At 45.7% G+C, this 18,244-nt stretch carries 13 protein-coding genes and 1 tRNA gene; 12 read left to right on the top strand and 2 right to left on the bottom strand.

Going from position 1 to position 18,244, the window contains the following annotated elements:
* Positions 1-115: 115 nt before the first annotated feature.
* Together J0A67_RS00160 and J0A67_RS00155 are read left to right on the top strand one after the other, a co-directional pair.
* A complete protein-coding gene (locus tag J0A67_RS00160; protein ID WP_206567250.1) occupies positions 116-661 on the top strand; it encodes a hypothetical protein in 546 nt (181 codons plus the stop codon).
* A gap of 22 nt (positions 662-683) precedes the next feature.
* Positions 684-911: a hypothetical protein gene (locus J0A67_RS00155; protein WP_206567249.1), complete on the top strand. Its 228-nt coding sequence runs from the start codon at positions 684-686 to the stop codon at positions 909-911.
* A gap of 30 nt (positions 912-941) precedes the next feature.
* Here J0A67_RS00155 and folK read toward each other — a convergent pair whose 3' ends face one another.
* Positions 942-1,427, bottom strand: coding sequence for a 2-amino-4-hydroxy-6-hydroxymethyldihydropteridine diphosphokinase (folK, locus tag J0A67_RS00150; RefSeq protein ID WP_206567248.1), 486 nt, complete (start codon positions 1,425-1,427; stop codon positions 942-944).
* Between the two features lie 67 nt (positions 1,428-1,494).
* Between folK and sppA the strand changes: the two genes are divergently transcribed.
* Together sppA and J0A67_RS00140 are read left to right on the top strand one after the other, a co-directional pair.
* The gene (gene sppA / locus J0A67_RS00145) at positions 1,495-3,261 is read left to right on the top strand and encodes a signal peptide peptidase SppA (RefSeq protein ID WP_206567247.1); all 1,767 of its coding nucleotides are present in this window, start codon (positions 1,495-1,497) and stop codon (positions 3,259-3,261) included.
* Positions 3,262-3,515: 254 nt separating this feature from the next.
* Positions 3,516-3,956 carry a DsrE family protein gene (locus J0A67_RS00140; RefSeq protein ID WP_206567246.1) on the top strand — a complete coding sequence of 147 codons (441 nt, stop codon included), beginning with the start codon at positions 3,516-3,518 and terminating at the stop codon, positions 3,954-3,956.
* A gap of 57 nt (positions 3,957-4,013) precedes the next feature.
* On the opposite strand, the gene J0A67_RS00135 is transcribed toward J0A67_RS00140, so the two are convergent.
* A tRNA-Arg gene (locus J0A67_RS00135) sits at positions 4,014-4,090 on the bottom strand.
* A 167-nt stretch (positions 4,091-4,257) separates the two neighbouring features.
* On the opposite strand from J0A67_RS00135, the gene J0A67_RS00130 reads away from it, so the two are divergent.
* The 8 genes from J0A67_RS00130 (at position 4,258) to J0A67_RS00095 (ending at position 16,964) form a co-directional block, all read left to right on the top strand.
* Positions 4,258-5,532 (top strand): site-specific integrase, encoded by a 1,275-nt coding sequence (locus J0A67_RS00130; protein ID WP_206567245.1) that lies wholly within the window; start codon positions 4,258-4,260, stop codon positions 5,530-5,532.
* 773 nt (positions 5,533-6,305) lie between these two features.
* A complete protein-coding gene (locus J0A67_RS00125; protein ID WP_206567244.1) occupies positions 6,306-7,874 on the top strand; it encodes a type I restriction-modification system subunit M in 1,569 nt (522 codons plus the stop codon).
* 82 nt (positions 7,875-7,956) lie between these two features.
* Positions 7,957-9,147 carry a restriction endonuclease subunit S gene (locus tag J0A67_RS00120; protein ID WP_206567243.1) on the top strand — a complete coding sequence of 397 codons (1,191 nt, stop codon included), beginning with the start codon at positions 7,957-7,959 and terminating at the stop codon, positions 9,145-9,147.
* 15 nt (positions 9,148-9,162) lie between these two features.
* Positions 9,163-9,984, top strand: coding sequence for a toll/interleukin-1 receptor domain-containing protein (locus tag J0A67_RS00115; RefSeq protein ID WP_206567242.1), 822 nt, complete (start codon positions 9,163-9,165; stop codon positions 9,982-9,984).
* Positions 9,981-11,183 carry a pentapeptide repeat-containing protein gene (locus J0A67_RS00110; protein ID WP_206567241.1) on the top strand — a complete coding sequence of 401 codons (1,203 nt, stop codon included), beginning with the start codon at positions 9,981-9,983 and terminating at the stop codon, positions 11,181-11,183. The genes J0A67_RS00115 and J0A67_RS00110 overlap by 4 nt, the downstream gene beginning before the upstream one ends.
* A gap of 6 nt (positions 11,184-11,189) precedes the next feature.
* Positions 11,190-11,750: a hypothetical protein gene (locus J0A67_RS00105; protein WP_206567240.1), complete on the top strand. Its 561-nt coding sequence runs from the start codon at positions 11,190-11,192 to the stop codon at positions 11,748-11,750.
* Between the two features lie 183 nt (positions 11,751-11,933).
* A complete protein-coding gene (locus J0A67_RS00100) occupies positions 11,934-14,804 on the top strand; it encodes a type I restriction endonuclease subunit R (protein ID WP_206567239.1) in 2,871 nt (956 codons plus the stop codon).
* 120 nt (positions 14,805-14,924) lie between these two features.
* A complete protein-coding gene (locus J0A67_RS00095) occupies positions 14,925-16,964 on the top strand; it encodes a hypothetical protein (protein WP_206567238.1) in 2,040 nt (679 codons plus the stop codon).
* Positions 16,965-18,244 lie beyond the last annotated feature (1,280 nt).

The raw sequence follows: 18,244 nt of genomic DNA, 5'->3' as shown, positions 1-18,244 counted from the left end.
TTCCAAAAAAAATATTTCCAAAACGCTATTTTCCAAGAGAAACAAGATCACAAAGCTTGAAAACCCTGAAAATGAACGCTTCGTATAGTAGATCAAACTTTTATCCGACCTAGTCATGAAAAAATCCGCGCTTCTCTCCCTTTTTGTAATTGGGCTGTGCTCAACACTCTTTGCCCAAAACCAGACCGGTTGGTCCCTTCCTCTACATGAGGCAAAATTCGTTGACGAAAGCGGCGAAACGATAAAATTGGCAATCGATCCCGGATTTGACTACGCCGATCTTATGGAGGGAAGCGACAAAGTCCGGTTTTTTTTCAATCGTAATCATCCAAACTTCCGCCAGGCGCGCATCATTGACCAGGACAGCAATGAGTTGGTTGCTAGAGGAAAGGGCGGATTTTTCTTTGGCGATGCAAAAATGGTCTTTGCCGACGGCAGCGTAGTCAATCTTAAAAAAATCAAAAATCCCAACGGATATGAGATAATCGGACCACACGGACCGCTTTTCAAAGTGGAAAATCAAGGGATAAAAGCGGTATCCACAATCGACCAGAAAGAGTTTCTCACCCAAACTTTCTTTGTTTTTGACCGCATACGCGCGACACAACAGCCACCTGCCGAAGTCATTTATGTGTACGCCTCCAGCACGCTTGGGAAATAAGGCATAGATTTGGAAAAAAAACATGGCCAAGGCGATCTCCCAATATTTCAAGCGGGTTTTTGACGACTATCAGGTGTTGGTGATGGTAAATCCGAACGAATTCACAGGCATAGAACTGATTATCCATCCTGACGGCCGGATCGAAAAGACCGAGATGGAGTTTGACGAAGAGATTTTTGAGGATTTGGAAGTGGATGAGTTCCAACCTTGCAGTCCTTTGGAGTTCCAGCTATTTCTGGCAAAGGCATGAGCTAAGTACTGAACCCGGAACCGCTGCCTGTCACTTGACATAGACGCTTACTTCACTTTCATCTTCACACTCAGCCAGCATTTCGATTGAGCTTTTGTAGGTGATGGGGTGCTTCTTCTCTGGCAGTAGGGACGCCAGCGGAACCAACACAAACTTCCGTTTCGCAAGGAAGGGATGGGGAACTTTGAGCTGGTCTGTATCCAAGATCCGGTCGCCAAAATACAGGATATCAATATCCATGGTTCGGTCACCCCAGTGCTCATCCCGCTTCCTGCCGAGATTCTTTTCTATTGCCTGAATAATCCTCAGGACCTCCTCCGGATTCTTTTCCGTCAAGATTACCGCGATTTGGTTCAGAAAATTTCCCTGGGCGACACCTCCCCAAGCGCCTGTTTCGTAGATATCCGAGAGCTTGGTCACGCCAAACTGATCCCGCAAAGCCTCTACCGCCTGAGCCAATAAAAATTCCCGGTTACCCTTGTTTCCCCCCAAACTCAATACTGCTTCCGTATACATCACTTGTAGCTCTAGGATTGTAAAGGTCAGTCAAAAAAGGCTAATTTAGAGCCCAAATTCAAATCGCATGAAATTTCTTGGCAATGTGTTGGCCGTCATAGTCGGCCTTTTCATATTCTCGATTCTCGGTTTTCTTCTCTTTTTTGGCATTATAGGCATGATTGCCGCGTCCTCGGAGAAGGAAGTCTCAGTGAAAGAAAATACTGTCCTTCACCTGAATCTTAACGGCCGGATGCTGGTCGAAAGGACAGCGGAGGATGAGTTTGACCTCAGCGCATTCGGAAATCCTTTTGGAGGTGATCTCAATGCGGGATTGGTCAACCTTAAAAAGGCAATCTCGGAGGCAAAAACCAATGAAAACGTCAAAGGCATCTATCTAAATACAGGCCTGATAATCGCCGGACAAGCCAATCTTTTGGAGCTCAGGGAGGCACTGATCGACTTCAAAGATTCCGGCAAATTTGTCATCGCTTACGACGAAGCCTATTCAGAGGGAGGATACTTCCTTGCCTCGGCGGCAGATGAGGTCTTCTTGAATCCCATGGGAGCGATAGACTTCAACGGCTTTTCTTCAGAAGGAATTTTTCTGAAAGGTCTTTTTGACAAAGTGGGAATCAAGCCTGAGGTCTTCCGCGTCGGCGAGTTCAAAAGTGCGGTGGAGCCTTTTATCCTTGACAAAATGAGCCCCGAAAACAGGCTGCAAACCCAGTATTTCCTCAATGAGATCAACGATTTGGCAGTTTCCAAAATCGCCGAATCCAGAAAAATTGCATTGGACAGCCTAAAAAAGATCAACTCGGAAATGCTGGTGAGAAAAGCTGAAGATGCGGTTACCTATGGCCTGGCAACTGCCTTGGCCTATGAGGATGAGGTCCATTCCAAACTCCGCGAAAAACTCGGGCTCATAGAGGATGACGAGATCCCAACAATCAACGCAACAGATTTGGGCTCCTTGGCAAAATCCACAAATATCACTTCCAAAAACCGAATTGCAGTCATTATCGCAGAAGGGGATATAGTAGGCGGTGATGTGGACGGAGCATTGAGCTCAGACAAATTTGCCCGGGAAATCCGCAAGGCCAGAAAGGACGACAACATCAAGGCTATAGTACTCCGGGTGAATTCTCCAGGTGGCTCAATCGTCGCTTCGGACGTGATCTGGCGGGAGATGACCGAGGCCAAGAAAGCCAAGCCTTTGATCGTCTCCATGGGTGAAGTTGCAGCTTCGGGGGGCTACTACATCTCAGCTCCAGCCGACACGATCGTGGCCCAACCCAATACCATTACCGGTTCCATCGGGATTTTTGGTCTCTGGTTTAATGTACAGGAATTGCTCAATGAGAAACTCGGGGTGACCACCGACGTGGTCTCTACCGGGCAGCTGTCCGACTTCATGAATCCGACCCGGGAGCTGTCTGAAGTAGAGCGGACCATTATCCAGCAAAATATAGAAGAAGGCTATGAGACGTTCATTTCCCGGGTGGCGGAAGGCCGAGGCATGCATCCCGACTCCGTCAAAAAAGTGGCATCGGGACGAGTGTGGACAGGCACACAAGCCAAGGAGCGCGGACTAGTCGATGTATTGGGCGGCTTGAATACAGCGATCAAAATAGCTGCGGACAAGCTGGATGCTGGTGATGACTATCGCGTGGTGTACTATCCAGAGCAGAAAACCTGGGTTGAAGAACTGATGAGCGACTTTGGTGACAAAGTAGAGCTCAAAGTCCTACAAGCCCAGCTTGGAGAAAACTTCCCTCTCATCCAAAAGATCAAAAACCTTCAGGATTACCAGGGCATTCAGGTGAGAATGCCTCAGGACATTGTGATCAAGTAGAAAACCATTCTACCAGCCAATTTGAAAAGCCCTCCTTCACCGGAGGGTTTCTTATTTCTGCACTATCCAGATTTAGAAAAGGAAGCATTATCAAAAGACTGTCTTGAAAAGCCGCCGTGCACTGCTACTTCTGCATCTCCCTCATTTATCAAGACTGGAGATTCGCTTTTCTCGCCAGTCTTCTCGCTTCCGCTACCCTCAAAAAGCTTATTTTTAGGAATTCACCCAATCTCGGAAAACATAATCCAGCAGCTATGAAAAAAATCCTCTTGTGCGCTCTCGTGATATCTCTCACCTATCTATCGTCTCAAACCACCATGGCTCAGACCGTTTTTGAAAAGCAAACGGTCTCAGACCTCAACAAGACACCAAATTATGTCTTTGGAGTAAGTGATGAGGATGGCCTGAAGGGAGCCTTATCCATGTACGACATTCTGTTGGAAAATGGAGTCCAGGTCGAAAATTTCGAAGTGGTGGTCAAAGGCCCTGTGGTGAAAACTATGGTCAATGGCTCAGAACTCGAGGCCTACTTTGACAAATATAAAGGCAAGGTCCGGATCAGTATTTGTAGCATCGCCATGAAAAGACTAGGTGTCACAAAGGACCAGCTTTTTTCAGGCCTAGACGTAGTGGAAACCTACACCATCCGAATTTTACAACTTCAAGCTTTAGGCTACAATTCCATGCAGTATTGAACACTTGGGTAGGCGAAAAACAAAAAAGCTTCCAGTTTTCACTGGAAGCTTTTCACCTGGTGACCTCGTCAGGATTCAAACCTGAAACCTCCTGAGCCGTAATCAGGTGCTCTATTCAGTTGAGCTACGAAGCCGAATTGGTTTGCAACTGGAAATCAGTTAGTTACACAGATGTTTCGCCTCAATGACTACACCTCACCAACTGAGGGAGACACAAAAGGGTGACAAATCGCCACTTTTTGATCTGCTCCTATGGGAGGAAGTAGGGCTAAATCTTCGACGCGACCAAAACTCATTTGTAATGGCAGCGCAAGATACGCAGGTAAATCTCATCCTTCAAAACTGGAAGCCTACCAAAAACGGAAACTTCCCGGTAGTCGTCAAAGTATATCACAACCGAAAACGCAGATACTTCCGAACCGGAGTCTCTGTACATCCCAAACACTGGGACGAGGCAAGTTCTCAGATCATTGGGAAAGCCAGAGAAAACAAACTCGTACAGAAACTCTTGCACAAAGCACTTGAACTTGCTCAGAAAATCGAAACGCTGCACGACGAGTTTGATTTTGACTTATTCTCGAAAGACTTCTCAGAATCTTCTCCACTCCAGTCCGGTGAGAACTTTGTTACCTTTTGGGAGTCGGTGATCCGAGACCTGAGAAAAGAAAACCGAAACGGAACAGCAGACTCCTATGAGAACGCATTGAACAAGTTCAAAAAGTTTGTAGGAAGCAAGTCCATCCCGATCCGCCACATCACCCAGCTTACTTTCGAGAAGTTTCGGATATTCATGGTACAGTCTGGACAATCCACCAACGGAATCGGGATCTATCTCCGATCCATGTCTGCGGTGTATGGAAGAGCCATCAAAAGAAAACTCGTCAAACCTGAATCAGATCCACGAGATGGGTTCAAAATCAAAACCGCCAAGACACCCAAAAAAGCGATCAAGCAGGAAGAAATGAGACTGCTGGCCAGCCTGGACCTTAGTAACAATCCTTTTGTGGAGGAATCCAGAGACCTGTTTCTGTTTTCGTACTACTGCCAGGGGATGAATTTCAAAGACATGTGCCTACTACGCTGGGACAAAAATATCGTGGGTGATCGGATCCTCTATGCACGAAAGAAAACACTTGACTTCTTCAACATCAAAATCCGTCCAGGTGCAGACGGAAAAATTTTAGAGAAGCAATACAGAATCCTGAACGAAATGCTTGAAGCGGGTCAGATCAGAAATGAGCTTTCAAAAAAGCTGGTTTTCCGAATCTTTGATGACTTGTCTGACGAAGAAATGAAAAATCCGGATCTGCTCACTAAGGTCCGAAAACAACGGGCAAAAGTGATTAATGCACACATCCGTAAGCTGGCAGCTACTCATCTGAAATACGAACCCTCACAGGTAAGGCTCCTCTCATTCTACTCTGCCCGACATACTTATGCCACTGTACTGCTGAAACTGAACGCGCCGATTGCTCTGATTTCAGAGGCCTTGGGGCATGCCGATACCCGAACGACTCAAGTGTATCTGAACAGTTTCTCAAGCGAGGAAATCGATCGGGCAAACGAGGGACTTTAAAGTTATAGTCCAACCCATCAATCACTAACTCGGCGGAGGACGTCCAAGGCCCGGGGAGTAAAGCCTCGGGCTTTTTTCTGTGACTGAAAAGCGCGGGAAGTCTAATCATTTTCATCAACACCCTGAAAATTTAACGTCTGATTTCTAAGTTTTTAAAAAACCGAACCTGTTAGACACGCAACCAGCTATTGCTTCAACTACTTCTACCGGATTATCTTTCTAAAAACTCAGAACCCTTTAACCACGACTACGCAAAAAACTACATGGAAGCTGTACAAAAAATCGGAAAAATCTGGTGCGCCATTTTCTTGGGGCTTGCACTTTTAGGGTGGATAGTATCCATCATTCAGCAAAAGGACCTAAGTGGAGTTTGCTTCTTCTTGTTCCTTACGGGAGTACTGGGGATAAGTATCCCTCAAATGTTCGCAAAAGAAAGTGGAGAAAGAAACACAAGAATTTTGATCACAGCTATTGCTGCAGCCGGTTCGGCGATTTTCTGGTACGTGCTGAATCTTTAAGATGAATCAGACCTCCGTACTTTTGCAGATCCCGGTCTTGAGACGATTTTCGCAGACTACATCCTCAGTAATTTCAAGCCCTCCCACAAAGAGGGCTCTTTTTTTCACCTCCACTCTTTCCCTTCTCACCGAAAAACCTATTTTTAAGCATCCAAACACTTTTTCGAACTCGAAGCTCCAGAAACAACTGCCCTGCATTTTGCAGATTGCTGATTCTCAAGAACTAACCAGGTTTCGAAAAACTCTTTTACCACAATGTCTGAAGATCAAAAACGTCAACTGCAAAGCCAGCTCTGGGGAATCGCCAACTTGCTGAGAGGAAAAATCGCTGCTGACGACTACCGAGACTACATTCTGGGCTTCATCTTTTACAAATACCTGTCTGAGCGACAGTTCAACTACGCCAACACATTGCTTCAGGGGGAAGCTGTGGAGGATTACCATGAATTGAAAGACCCTGAGTTGCTTGATGCCATCAAGGAAGAATCCCTTCAAACGCTCGGATACTTCCTGAAACCGCAGGAACTGTTCTCTGCTTTGGCCGCCAAGGGAAACTCTGACACCGAATCGGAAAGCAACTACATTCTGGAGGACCTAAAAGCTGTTCTCAACCACATCGAGCAAAGCACGATGGGTACCGATTCGGAGGAAGACTTCAACGACCTGTTTGATGACCTGGATCTGAACTCGACCAAGATCGGGAGAACCGTCGCTGCCAGAAATGCGATCATCGTCCAGATCCTGAACTACCTCAACAAGATCGACTTTCGTCTGGAGGACATCGAATCTGATGTACTCGGGGATGCATACGAATACCTGATCGGTGAGTTTGCCGCAGGTGCAGGAAAAACAGCCGGGGAATTCTACACCCCCCAGCAGGTTTCGAAGATTCTGGCAAAAATCGTCACCACTGGAAAGGAAAAACTCAAATCCGTCTATGACCCTACCTGTGGCTCTGGATCGCTTTTACTCCGGGTAGCAAAAGAAGCCAAGGTCAGTGAGTACTACGGGCAGGAAATGACCCGCACCACCTACAACCTGGCACGGATGAACATGATCCTCCATGGGGTTCACTACCGGGAATTCAGCATCAAGCAGGATGATACGCTTGAGCATCCGCAGCACTTGGACATGAAGTTTGAGGCGATTGTGGCCAACCCTCCGTTTTCCGCACACTGGAAAGGTGACGAAAATCCAATCTATCAAAACGACCCACGCTTCAGTCAGTACGGCAAGCTGGCACCCAAGACAAAGGCGGATTTTGCCTTTATGCAGCACATGTTCTTTCAGCTGGCAGACAACGGCATCATGGCAAGTATCTTCCCACATGGAGTACTATTTCGTGGAGCAGCGGAAGGAGTGATTCGGGAATATCTGATTCGGGAACTGAACGCGCTGGATGCAGTAATCGGACTTCCTGCAAACATCTTCTACGGGACTTCCATTCCTACCTGTATCGTAGTGTTAAAGAAATGCCGGGAGCAGGATGACAATGTAGTCTTTATCGATGCGAGTGGAGACGATCACTTTGTCAAAGTTGGAAACCAGAACAAACTGAGGGAGTCAGACATTGACCTGATCGTGGACACCTATCGGAGTAGGAAACCCATTGAGAAGTACAGCTATGTGGCCTCCCTCCAAGAAATCGCTGAAAACGACTACAACCTAAACATCCCGCGCTATGTGGACACCTTCGAAGAGGAAGACGAAATCAACCTGGATCAGCTCGCCAAGGATCTGAGAACTTTGGACTCGGAACTGAAATCAAACGAAGTGTCGCTAATTGGCTTCTGCAAGCAACTCGGAATTCAAACGCCTTTCTGACATGAGCGAAAAAAGAAATGTGCCGAAGTTGAGGTTTTTGGAATTTACATCAACTTGGGATTTGCCCAAACTCTCTGAGAAAATGGAAATTTTTAGAGGAGCCAGCCCAAGACCAAAAAGTGACCCGTTGTATTATGGCGGATCTATACCAAGGGTACTTATCGAAGATGTGACAAGGGACGGTAAGTACACCACACCAAAAATTGATTTCCTCACCCAAGAAGGAGCAAAAAAAAGCAGATTCCTACCAAAAGGTAGCGTCATTTTAAGCTGCTCTGGTACCCGAGTTGCTATACCTGGGATCCTTGGTGTTGATGCGTGCATTCATGATGGATGGTTGGGATTCAGAAACCTTATGGAGGTGGAAAACGAGTTCTTATACTACCTCTTTGTGAAACTCCACGAACGGATGCAAGGAGAAGCAACAACAGGTGGAGTTTTCAATAATTTAACGACGAGCATTATTCGTGATTTAAGGCTTGGGTTCCCCTCCCTCCCCGAGCAGCAAAAGATCGCAGAGTTTCTGACAGCCGTGGACCGGAGGATCGAGCTCCTTCAGGCCAAGAAGAAGAAGCTGGAAGCGTACAAGAAGGGCGTGATGCAAAAAATCTTTGCTCAGAAGCTCCGTTTCAAAGCCGACGATGGTTCAGCCTTCCAGGATTGGGAGGAGAAGAAGTTGGGGGAGGTTTACGAGTTTCGAACCACAAACTCTTTTTCACGCGACAAGCTGAACTATGATTCCGGAGTATACCGAAACATCCACTACGGAGACATTCACACCAAGTTTCCCACACTTTTGGACTTGAAAAAAGTTGATCTTCCGTTCGTAAACGAAGATGTTGAGATCCGAAAAACTTTTTCTGAGAACTTGGTGGAGGACGGTGACCTATTGATCGCCGATGCTTCCGAGGATTACGCTGACATTGGTAAAACCATCGAAGTAGTCAATTCGAACAGACAAAAAGTATTAGCTGGACTTCATACCCTTCACGCAAAACGAAAGCAAAACACTACCGAGTTGGGGTTTGGTGGCTACATCATGAAGTCAGATGGACTTCGAGCCCAGATCAAGAAAATCGCACAGGGTACCAAAGTGTTGAGCATTTCTGTCCCGAGAATGAAAGAGCTTGATTTAGCCCTCCCATGCTTGGAGGAGCAAAAGAAAATCGTCCAGTTTCTGACAAGCTTGGACAGCAGTTTAGAGAACCTGAATCAACAGATCACCCACACGCAGACCTGGAAGAAGGGGCTGCTGCAAAAGATGTTTGTGTGAAACCCTTAAGAGAGAATGACGAAAAATATTGAAGATCTTAAATGGTCGCTCGAACAGATCCCCTCACTTCGAGATGGGACCTACTCGGATGCAAAGTTCGAAAACTGGAAAAAGAAAACACTTCGAACAATCAAGAAACTCTTTGGCAATGAGTCAGATGAGTTGATGGACTTTCGCAACATCCGCTATTGGTACATGTTCTCTAACATCTACATCGACAAAATGCCAAAAGCTGAATACGAGAAAAAAAACCTACAAAACGGATTGGAGAAGGCGGGACTGCTTTTAACTGACCTCATAGAAGAAGCAAAAAATTCACCGTCCGTTCATCAAGCACCTTCTTTGACTCCAATCACGGAAAAAAAAGTTTTTATCAGCCACTCCTCAAAAGATAACGAGATCGGAAAAGAAGTCGTCAACATGCTTCAACTTATCGGAGTCAAACATAGTCAGATTTTCTATACTTCAGCTGCAGGGTATGGTGTACCACTTGGTAAAGACTGGGTTGAAACCTTGAAAAGTGAGGTTAGTAGAGACGGCGTGGTGATTTCGTTGCTATCACGCCACTACTTCACCAGCCAAATTTGCCTTCTGGAAATGGGAGCAACATGGGTGTTGTCGAAGCTGCACGTTCCAGTTTTGATTCCTCCACTTACTTACGACGAAACCAACGGTGTGATCAATACCACTCAGGGGTTCCAGATTCTGGATAGGCTGAAATGGTCTTCACTCAAAAGAGACCTCGAAAAACTTTTTGACCTCGAACCCTTGGACGGTGACAAGTGGGAGCCCCAACGAGATGCCATTATCTCCAGAATTGAGAAACTTCTATCATGAAAAGGGAACCAGAAAACTCAACCGGCAGAAGGATAAAAGAGGTCTCGGATTCTTCAGAATGGGATGATCTCTTTAAGGGAGGGACCCTCAAAACTTCAAAAACTTTCGAAGATTGCGAGTATGACGGATATCTCGTGAAATTTGATTTGAGTTTTGGGGACATGTATGTGCACCCAAGTCGACCAGTTGACGTCAGATTGAACGACTGTGTTTTTACGGGAAAAGTGCGAATCTATAGTCGAGAAAGAAATCTCACCTTTGAAAATTGTGAATTTCACTCTGAAATGGATGCTAGTGAAAGCCGTATAAATGGAAAAATCAGGTTCATGTCGTGTGTTTTTCTTGGATCGACAAACTTCCGAAACACCAAGTTTAAAGACCTCGCAGACTTTTGGCGAAGTACTTTCCAGCAAAAAACAGTCTTTTACAAAACTGACTTTTTGGGGACAGCCGTATTCTCAGCGACAACCTTCGAGAAAAACGTACTCTTCACCTACACGCTTATTGAAAAGCTGATTCTTTTTCGAGGAACCAAAATCCGTGAAGGAATCGATCTCTCAACAGCAATCATCACTGGATCGGTAGGAACTTTCGGTTTATCACTTTGGGACTTCAAAGAAAAAAAAGGAAAGCTTAGCGACACTGAGTTCGAATCCGCGGTTTCGGAATCTGGCGATATCCCGATCAAAAACAAACGGGAGACATTCCGGATCTTGAAACAAGCGAACATCCAGCAAAACAACGTGATTGAGTCTCTCCCCTACCAAGCGCTAGAGAAAAAAACACTTTTGACTGAATTGCTGGACACACTCCAAAAACCAGACACCTTCAAGGAATGGTGGAGGAGTTTTTGGGACCTGATTGTCTTGGGTCTTAACTGGATCTCCAACTATTTTGGCCGGGCACCGATGCAAGGAGTGATTTTCACGCTTACCGTGGGCGTCCTGTTCTTTTATCTCAACATCATACAGACTGAGAAGTATGAGGTAGCATTGAACTTAGACTGGAACATCGTTCGTAAAGAAATCCCAAACTACCTAAATTTTATCCTGCCCACTCATGGGCTGGATTATCTCGGTTCTGAGTTTTACGAGAAATACTCCGTCTCGAACTGGTACTACGTCTGGGATATTGTGGGAAGAATCTTCGTTGGTTTCGGTATTTATCAGACCATTCAGGCGTTTAGGAAATTTAGGTAAAGTAACATGAGACCAGAACTCAAAAACTTCAATTGGCTTGTCTATGGCCTCAATAAGAGGGACTTCGACTACACTATTGAACTGATCAGGAAAATCATGCAAGACAGAAAGGTCCACCTGCAAAAACAACTAGATGTAGTTGTAGTTTATGGTCCAGATGGTAAACCAGTCGAGAAACAATCTCCTGATGCGGCGGATGCTTATGATGATCTCATCTACTACCACCAAATCGGAAACGAGTATTTATGCCACTTTGGACTCTGGCGTCTCCAAGGAATATTTGAAGGAATCTTGAAAGAGAAGTTCTTCCCAAGTATGAGGCTCGTGGGACTACTAAAGAAGCTACAAGTGGTGGAGGACCAAGGCTTCGAAATAAATAAAGCAGACAAAGAAGAACTTCTCGATTGGGCAAGTTTAAGAAATGCGCTTTCCCATGCTCCTCCTGAAGCATATCGCCCTCTAGCTCTAAATGAAGAAGATCTCATAGAGTACAGTGACCTTGTGAAAAGAATATTAGGGTTGCTGGAAGATCAAATGGATGCAAGAGGACCGATCAAACAAGAGTGAAACCATGCAAACTTCTGGGGTTTAAACCTCCACCGTTTAAACACTGATCGTTTATTTGCGAGACTTTTTACGGACAGAGATGCCTCCACTTGCTTCGCATCAACTAAATCCACATCTTGGAATCAAATGTACCTGAGTAGCATACCGTAAGATCTGCTCTCGGGTCGTTTTTTTTTGACGCACATGACATCACAACCGGAACAGACACTTGAAAACAACCTCGTGGACCAGCTCGAAAAGCTCGGATACAAAAGAGTTTTAATCAAAGACGAGTCTGACCTACTGCAAAATCTCAAGTCTCAACTCGAAGTTCACAACAAAGTGATCTTGAGTCCCAACGACTTCACTCAGATCCTCAATTTCATCAACAAAGGGAACGTCTTCGAACGCGCCAAGATTCTGAGAGACCGAATCCCTTACACCAATGACCTGGGTGAGTTCAAGACCATCGAGCTGATCAATCAACTCCACTGGTGTCAGAACCAGTTTCAGGTCACGCAGCAGGTGACCATGGAGGGCAAATACAAAAACCGCTACGATGTTACTATTCTGATAAATGGTTTACCTCTGGTTCAGATCGAACTCAAGCGACGAGGATTGGAATTGAAAGAAGCTTTCAAACAGACAGACCGCTATACGATTCACTCTTACGGCTCTGGACAGGGGCTCTTCCAGTTCATCCAGATCTTCGTAATCAGCAACGGGGTAAATACGAAGTATTATGCGAACTCTGCTCTGAAAGACCGATCCTTCAAGCAGACCTTTTACTGGAGCGACAACAAAAACAAACTGGTCACCCAGCTGTCAAACTTCACGGATATTTTTCTGGAGCCTTGCCACATCTCCAAGATGGTGACCAAGTACGTCGTGCTGAACGAGTCCCAAAAGTCACTCATGGTGCTTCGCCCATACCAGTTCTATGCGGTGGAGGCAATTATCGACCGGGTGAAGACAACTCAGAAATTCGGGTACATCTGGCACACCACAGGTTCGGGCAAAACCTTGACCTCTTTTAAGACAGCTCAGATTCTGACCAATTTACCACAGGTTTACAAAGTCGTTTTTGTGGTAGATCGAAAAGACCTGGACTATCAGACGACCAAGGAATTCAACAGCTTCAGCAAAGGGAGTATTGATGGAACCAACAACACACAGGCTCTGGTCAATCAGCTAGCGGACGACACCAAGCTGATCGTCACTACTATTCAGAAACTGAACACGGCAATCAGCAAAGCCCGGCACATGGCAAAGATGGAATCGCTGAAAGACAAGCGAATCGTATTCATCTTCGACGAGTGCCACCGAAGTCAGTTCGGAAAAACCCATGAGGAGATCAAAGGCTTCTTCGAGGGGTGTCAGATGTTCGGTTTTACAGGAACTCCGATTTTCGAAGAAAACGCAGGCTCGAATTCCTATGGTAAGCGAACCACCACGATGCTTTTCGGGGACTACCTCCACAAATACGTAATCACCGATGCGATCCGGGATGAGAACGTTTTGAAGTTTTCCGTAGAGTACATCAGCACCTTCAAAAAGAAAGACCACATCCTGGACATCAACGTGGAGGCCATTGACGAAGAAGAAGTCATGAGAGCCCCACAGCGTCTGAATAACGTCGCAGATTATATCATCAACAATCATGGTAGGAAGTCTCACAACCGAGAGTTCACCTCAATCTTCTGCGTTTCAAGCGTACCCACCCTGATCGACTACTACAACATCCTCCACAAGAAAAAGCAGGCGGGTGAACACAACCTGACCGTTGCAACCATCTTCTCTTACGGTGCGAATGTGGACCTGATGGACAGCGATGGATTTGAACAGGACTGGGAGGAAGGCGAATTCGGAATCGCTGCAGATAATCCGAGAGACGAATACGGAAACCCGAGCAAGAAGCATCCGAGGGAATTTCTGGATGAATTCATCGGACATTACAACGCCAAGTTTGCCACAAACTATTCTACCAAGGACAGCCAGTCGTTCTACAGATATTACAACGACGTGGCCATTCGAGTCAAGCATAAACAGGTTGACATCCTGTTGGTCGTGAACATGTTTCTGACAGGCTTCGACTCCAAAACCTTGAACACGATCTATGTGGACAAAAATCTGAAATATCACGGCTTGATTCAGGCCTATTCCCGTACCAACCGGATTCTCAACGAGCTGAAATCACAGGGGAACATCGTCTGCTTCAGAAATCTGAAGCAAGCTACCGATGATGCGATCACGCTTTTCTCCAATATCAACGCAAAGGATGAGATCATCATGCAGCCGTATGAAGACTACGTCCAGAAGTTCAATGAGGCATTCATCAAGCTCCTGCAAATCGCACCAACTGTGAACAGTGTCAATGATCTTCCAAGTGAGGTGGAGGAGCTGGATTTCATCAAGGCATTCCGGGAGTTGATGCGGATCAAGAACGTGCTCGGTACTTTTACGGAGTTCACGTTTGAGGATGTGTCCATGCCCGAGCAGTCCTTCGAGGACTACAAGAGCAAATACCTGGATCTTTACGACAAGGCGAAAGGGAACCACCAGAAGGAGAAAGTTTCGATCCTGGCAGATGTGGATTTTGAGCTGGAACTGATCCACCGAGACGAGATCAATGTGAGCTACATCCTGAGGCTGTTGGCCAAACTGAAGGACGCACCTGAGGAAGAAAAAGAGAAGCAGCAGAAAGCAATCGTCGATCTCATGGTAGGAGAATCCCAGCTGCGAAGCAAGCGGGAGTTGGTGGAGAAATTCATCCGGGAAAACCTGCCGAATATCGAGGACTCAGAACAGATACAGGATGAGTTTGCGGAGTTCTGGACCAAAGAACGAATCGAGGCAATCCGGAAGCTGAGCGAAGAAGAAGGATTGGAATCCGAGCGGCTGGAAGATGTCATCGCCCGCTACATTTACACCGAGAAGGAACCGCTCCGGGACGAGGTCGTTTCCATCATGAAAAATAAGCCCGGTCTGTCCATCCGCAGAACCACAGCCGAGAGGGTGATCGGTAAAATCGTGGATTTCGTGGAGACTTTTATCAGCGGGATCACTGCAGCCTGAGCCGTCACAGTTGTGAGAAATCCGACAGATTTGTGAGAAACATGGCTTGTAAAATCTCCGGAAGCCTCATCCAGATTAAGCTGATGGCCTGAAAATAAAGCTCGCAACTTTGAAGATTGTTTGAAAACCAAGTTCCAGGGGTATAGATTCGCAACTTCAAATACGCTGCACAAGTATCACATGAGTTTGATCAAAGACCGAGACTTGATTTTCTCGGAAGTAGTAAATGGAAACAAGACCATCTACACGTTGAAAAACCAGAACAATACTGGTTCACCCACCAAGCTCGGAGATGTCTTCAATCACCTTCCAAGCGGGATAATTGTTAAAAGTGAAACCGGAATGGGTGCAACTACTGTGGAGATAAAAGCGCTTAGAAATTCAATTATTGTTGTTCCGCTTAGGGTAATTGCCGCTACTAAACACAATGAGCACGGGGGATTTTACGCTGGAACAAAACCAGGATCAAAAGCCACCAAAGCTCCTAGCGCCAAGCAGATCAAGGAATATTTAAATAGTCCAGGCGACAAGAAGCTCATCTGTGTTGTGGACAGCCTGAAAAAAGTCATGGACTCGATTCCTATCCAGGATCGTGGCTCGTTTTTCTTGCTGCTTGATGAAACCGATTCCCTGCAACTAGACTCCGGTTTCAGGCCATCGATGTCTGATGCTATGGAAGTATACAAAAAACACCCGGCAAACATGAGAGCAACGGTAACTGCGACCCCTTTGGAGTTTTCGGACCCAGAACTACAACATGAACCGCTCACTATAGTCAAATATGATACCCCAAATTCAACGAAGGTCAGACTAGTACAAACGAACGACTTTGAGTCTGGGCTTGAGCTTTTGATAGCAGAACACTTCAAGCGGTTCCCAACCGAAAAACTGCTTGTCGCACTTAACTCTGTGGAGGCGATAGAAAGTGTTCGCCTTAAAATCCAAGCAGCTGGGATCATCAAAAACGCGAATGATGTAAAGATCCTGTGCAGCAAAAAGAAAGCAGGTCTGGTTGGTAGCTACTTTCATGAGTTGGACTCGAATACCCTGCCGGGGTTGCTGAATTTTAAAACCGCTGCATATTTCACCGGATTTGATATTGAAGAGCGCTACCACCTTATAGTCGTGTGTAACCCTAGTATCACCAGTTTGGCCATTTCCGAGTACAGATTCAAACAAATCGTCGGAAGAGCGCGAAAAGGCTTAAATTCAACAACTCTACTTTATCAGCAAACTAACGGATCAGCTTTCACGCCGAACTCAATCGAAGAATTGCTTGATGCAGCTAATCGCCTTATTAAATCTATCGAGTGCTTAAAACATCAGTTCGTCTCTTGTCCCATACTTGGCAAAAGGACGCTTGACAACGTCAAAGCAATTCTTGATACCTCACGTCACCTGGGCAGAAAACTACTCTTTGAAGATCAAACTACTGGCAAGTTCAAAGTCTCCTATTTGAACGTTGACTCCATATCTGAGCTCAATAGGTTATTCACTGATGTTTTTGATAAACCGGACAGTTTTGAAAAAGCGCTCAGAGAAGCAGGATTTGATGTAGCAACAGAAAACGACACAACTTTGCCCGCTTCCAACAAGAAGAAAATCATATCCGCATGGTTTGATCGATCTAAGCTAAATGTAGAAGTCATACTCAACCAGTACATCCTTGATCCTAAGGGATACTCATTTCAGGAAGGTCAGAACAGCTTTGAAACTGAGGTTTTTCAAACCTTCAAAGAAGCTGCGCCATATTTCGACCCAGTATTCCTCAAATCCAGGATCCAAAAAGCCACAGAAAAATTGAACGGCTGGAAAACCGGACTGGCTAATTTAAGACTTGAACTGATGTTTGCAGCCCAGAAATCTTCGAGCAACTTCGAACACGTTCTGAATCGCGAATTTACTATTGGCGAGTCCTACAGCGAGAGCGAACTCAAAGGAAAGTGGGAGTTGCTTAAAGCATCAGAAGGCCAAACCTTCTCGGTTCTGGAAGATCATCCCCCGATCTTTTTTTTGAACAGGATCTTTGAGACTAGAAAGAAGAACGGCAAATATCGGATCAAGGCAAGATGTGTCCCAGAGACCAACATCAAAGAGTATAAGGCAGGAGTTTCAGCATTTCAGTTTGATGCCTCGCTCTATCAAGCAGAAACCACTTAATCTTAAATCAACAACTGAATGCAGAGAGGTGTCACGTGGTTTAATTTATATAGGGAACCACGATGCACTTTTTGTGAAATGACCGTTTAATCGAGCGACTGCCTACTCTCCGCAACTCTAAAACTTGAAAAACTACGCACAAGACAAAACAGTCTGCGCAGTATAGTTAAATAGCAAGCCGAAGTTCTCAGAAACATGTGCAGCAGAGATCCAATTCGATCTGATGTCAAAGACCTGGATGAAGTGCTTGGATACGTGAAAACAGCAGATGCAATCAGAGTGCATTGCAAAGGGGTCTCCGAAAAAGTGACCCCTTCCGAAGGAGACATATAGTATAACCAAATTATCCCTGAGTAAGACCTTTCTCGCCAAGCGCCCACCAGCGAAGAAAGGGTATAACTAGTGGTTACACCCTTCAATTTGATCCGTTTTTAAATGTGTGATTTCTGTTTCGGAGATCCTCTGTGGTGGCCCGAATCATTACGGCACCTATGAAAGTCTGTTCAAAGGGGTGGCCGAAATGGACATACCTTATGTCCAGAGTAAGACCAAGCCTCGTTGGAAGTTTAACCAAGTTCCAGCTTTACAAGGGAGCGGTGAAATACCGCCTCCCCCCTTCGAGTGGAATCCTTTTAGCTGACCATCAAAGGGTACACACAGTATGTGTACCCTTGACGATGAGTTTAAAAAATAGCTAACCGATGGGGTCGCAATTTACGACGTCATCTTGAAGGAATTGAAAAAAGCTCCCTTAAACAGTTCAAGACTGATTCAAAGGGAGTAACGAAATGTTACCACCTTCTGCTAGCGGAAAGCAGATGAACAATTCCAAACGGACCAAGACGATCGAAGCTTATTCGAAAGGTCATGCTTCCTGAAGTCAGAACCTGCCTTACCGAAATGGGAGGTCAGGTTAGTTCCTCACAGCACAATTCCGTTCAACGTCTTTAGTCTGGGTAGAGGAGAGGCCAGCGGGTTCGGCGTTAAACGAGCCGTCAAATCTGTCAGAACCGTGGTGATAACAGATCGGTACTATATAGCAATATGAGTTTTTAACATCGCATCTCCTCCACCCAGAAAAACACTGTACAAGTTTTGGTTGATGTGCTGCCTTGATTTATTCTGATCCATCATCGGATTCTGACGAAAAGCTGATACAAGCTTTACTTGTATCAGGAATGACCTTCAAACTAAGTTGATAAATATATCACAGCTTGTGAGACCTGTGGTTCTTACACATAGCCCCCTGACTCTCCCACCGTTTTCCTACCCTGCTCAAA

Source organism: Algoriphagus aestuariicola (genome assembly GCF_017254835.1).
GTDB lineage: Bacteria > Bacteroidota > Bacteroidia > Cytophagales > Cyclobacteriaceae > Algoriphagus > Algoriphagus aestuariicola.
Note: the sequence above shows the minus strand (reverse complement) of the source record. Positions and strands in the feature narration are given on the sequence as shown.

Bases quoted from the DNA above. Each gene is read 5' to 3' on its own strand.
- J0A67_RS00160 (WP_206567250.1), top strand. From the start codon at position 116: ATGAAAAAATCCGCGCTTCTCTCCCTTTTTGTAATTGGGCTGTGCTCA.
- J0A67_RS00155 (WP_206567249.1), top strand. From the start codon at position 684: ATGGCCAAGGCGATCTCCCAATATTTCAAGCGGGTTTTTGACGACTAT.
- folK (WP_206567248.1), bottom strand. From the start codon at position 1,427: ATGTATACGGAAGCAGTATTGAGTTTGGGGGGAAACAAGGGTAACCGG.
- sppA (WP_206567247.1), top strand. From the start codon at position 1,495: ATGAAATTTCTTGGCAATGTGTTGGCCGTCATAGTCGGCCTTTTCATA.
- J0A67_RS00140 (WP_206567246.1), top strand. From the start codon at position 3,516: ATGAAAAAAATCCTCTTGTGCGCTCTCGTGATATCTCTCACCTATCTA.
- J0A67_RS00130 (WP_206567245.1), top strand. From the start codon at position 4,258: ATGGCAGCGCAAGATACGCAGGTAAATCTCATCCTTCAAAACTGGAAG.
- J0A67_RS00125 (WP_206567244.1), top strand. From the start codon at position 6,306: ATGTCTGAAGATCAAAAACGTCAACTGCAAAGCCAGCTCTGGGGAATC.
- J0A67_RS00120 (WP_206567243.1), top strand. From the start codon at position 7,957: ATGGAAATTTTTAGAGGAGCCAGCCCAAGACCAAAAAGTGACCCGTTG.
- J0A67_RS00115 (WP_206567242.1), top strand. From the start codon at position 9,163: ATGACGAAAAATATTGAAGATCTTAAATGGTCGCTCGAACAGATCCCC.
- J0A67_RS00110 (WP_206567241.1), top strand. From the start codon at position 9,981: ATGAAAAGGGAACCAGAAAACTCAACCGGCAGAAGGATAAAAGAGGTC.
- J0A67_RS00105 (WP_206567240.1), top strand. From the start codon at position 11,190: ATGAGACCAGAACTCAAAAACTTCAATTGGCTTGTCTATGGCCTCAAT.
- J0A67_RS00100 (WP_206567239.1), top strand. From the start codon at position 11,934: ATGACATCACAACCGGAACAGACACTTGAAAACAACCTCGTGGACCAG.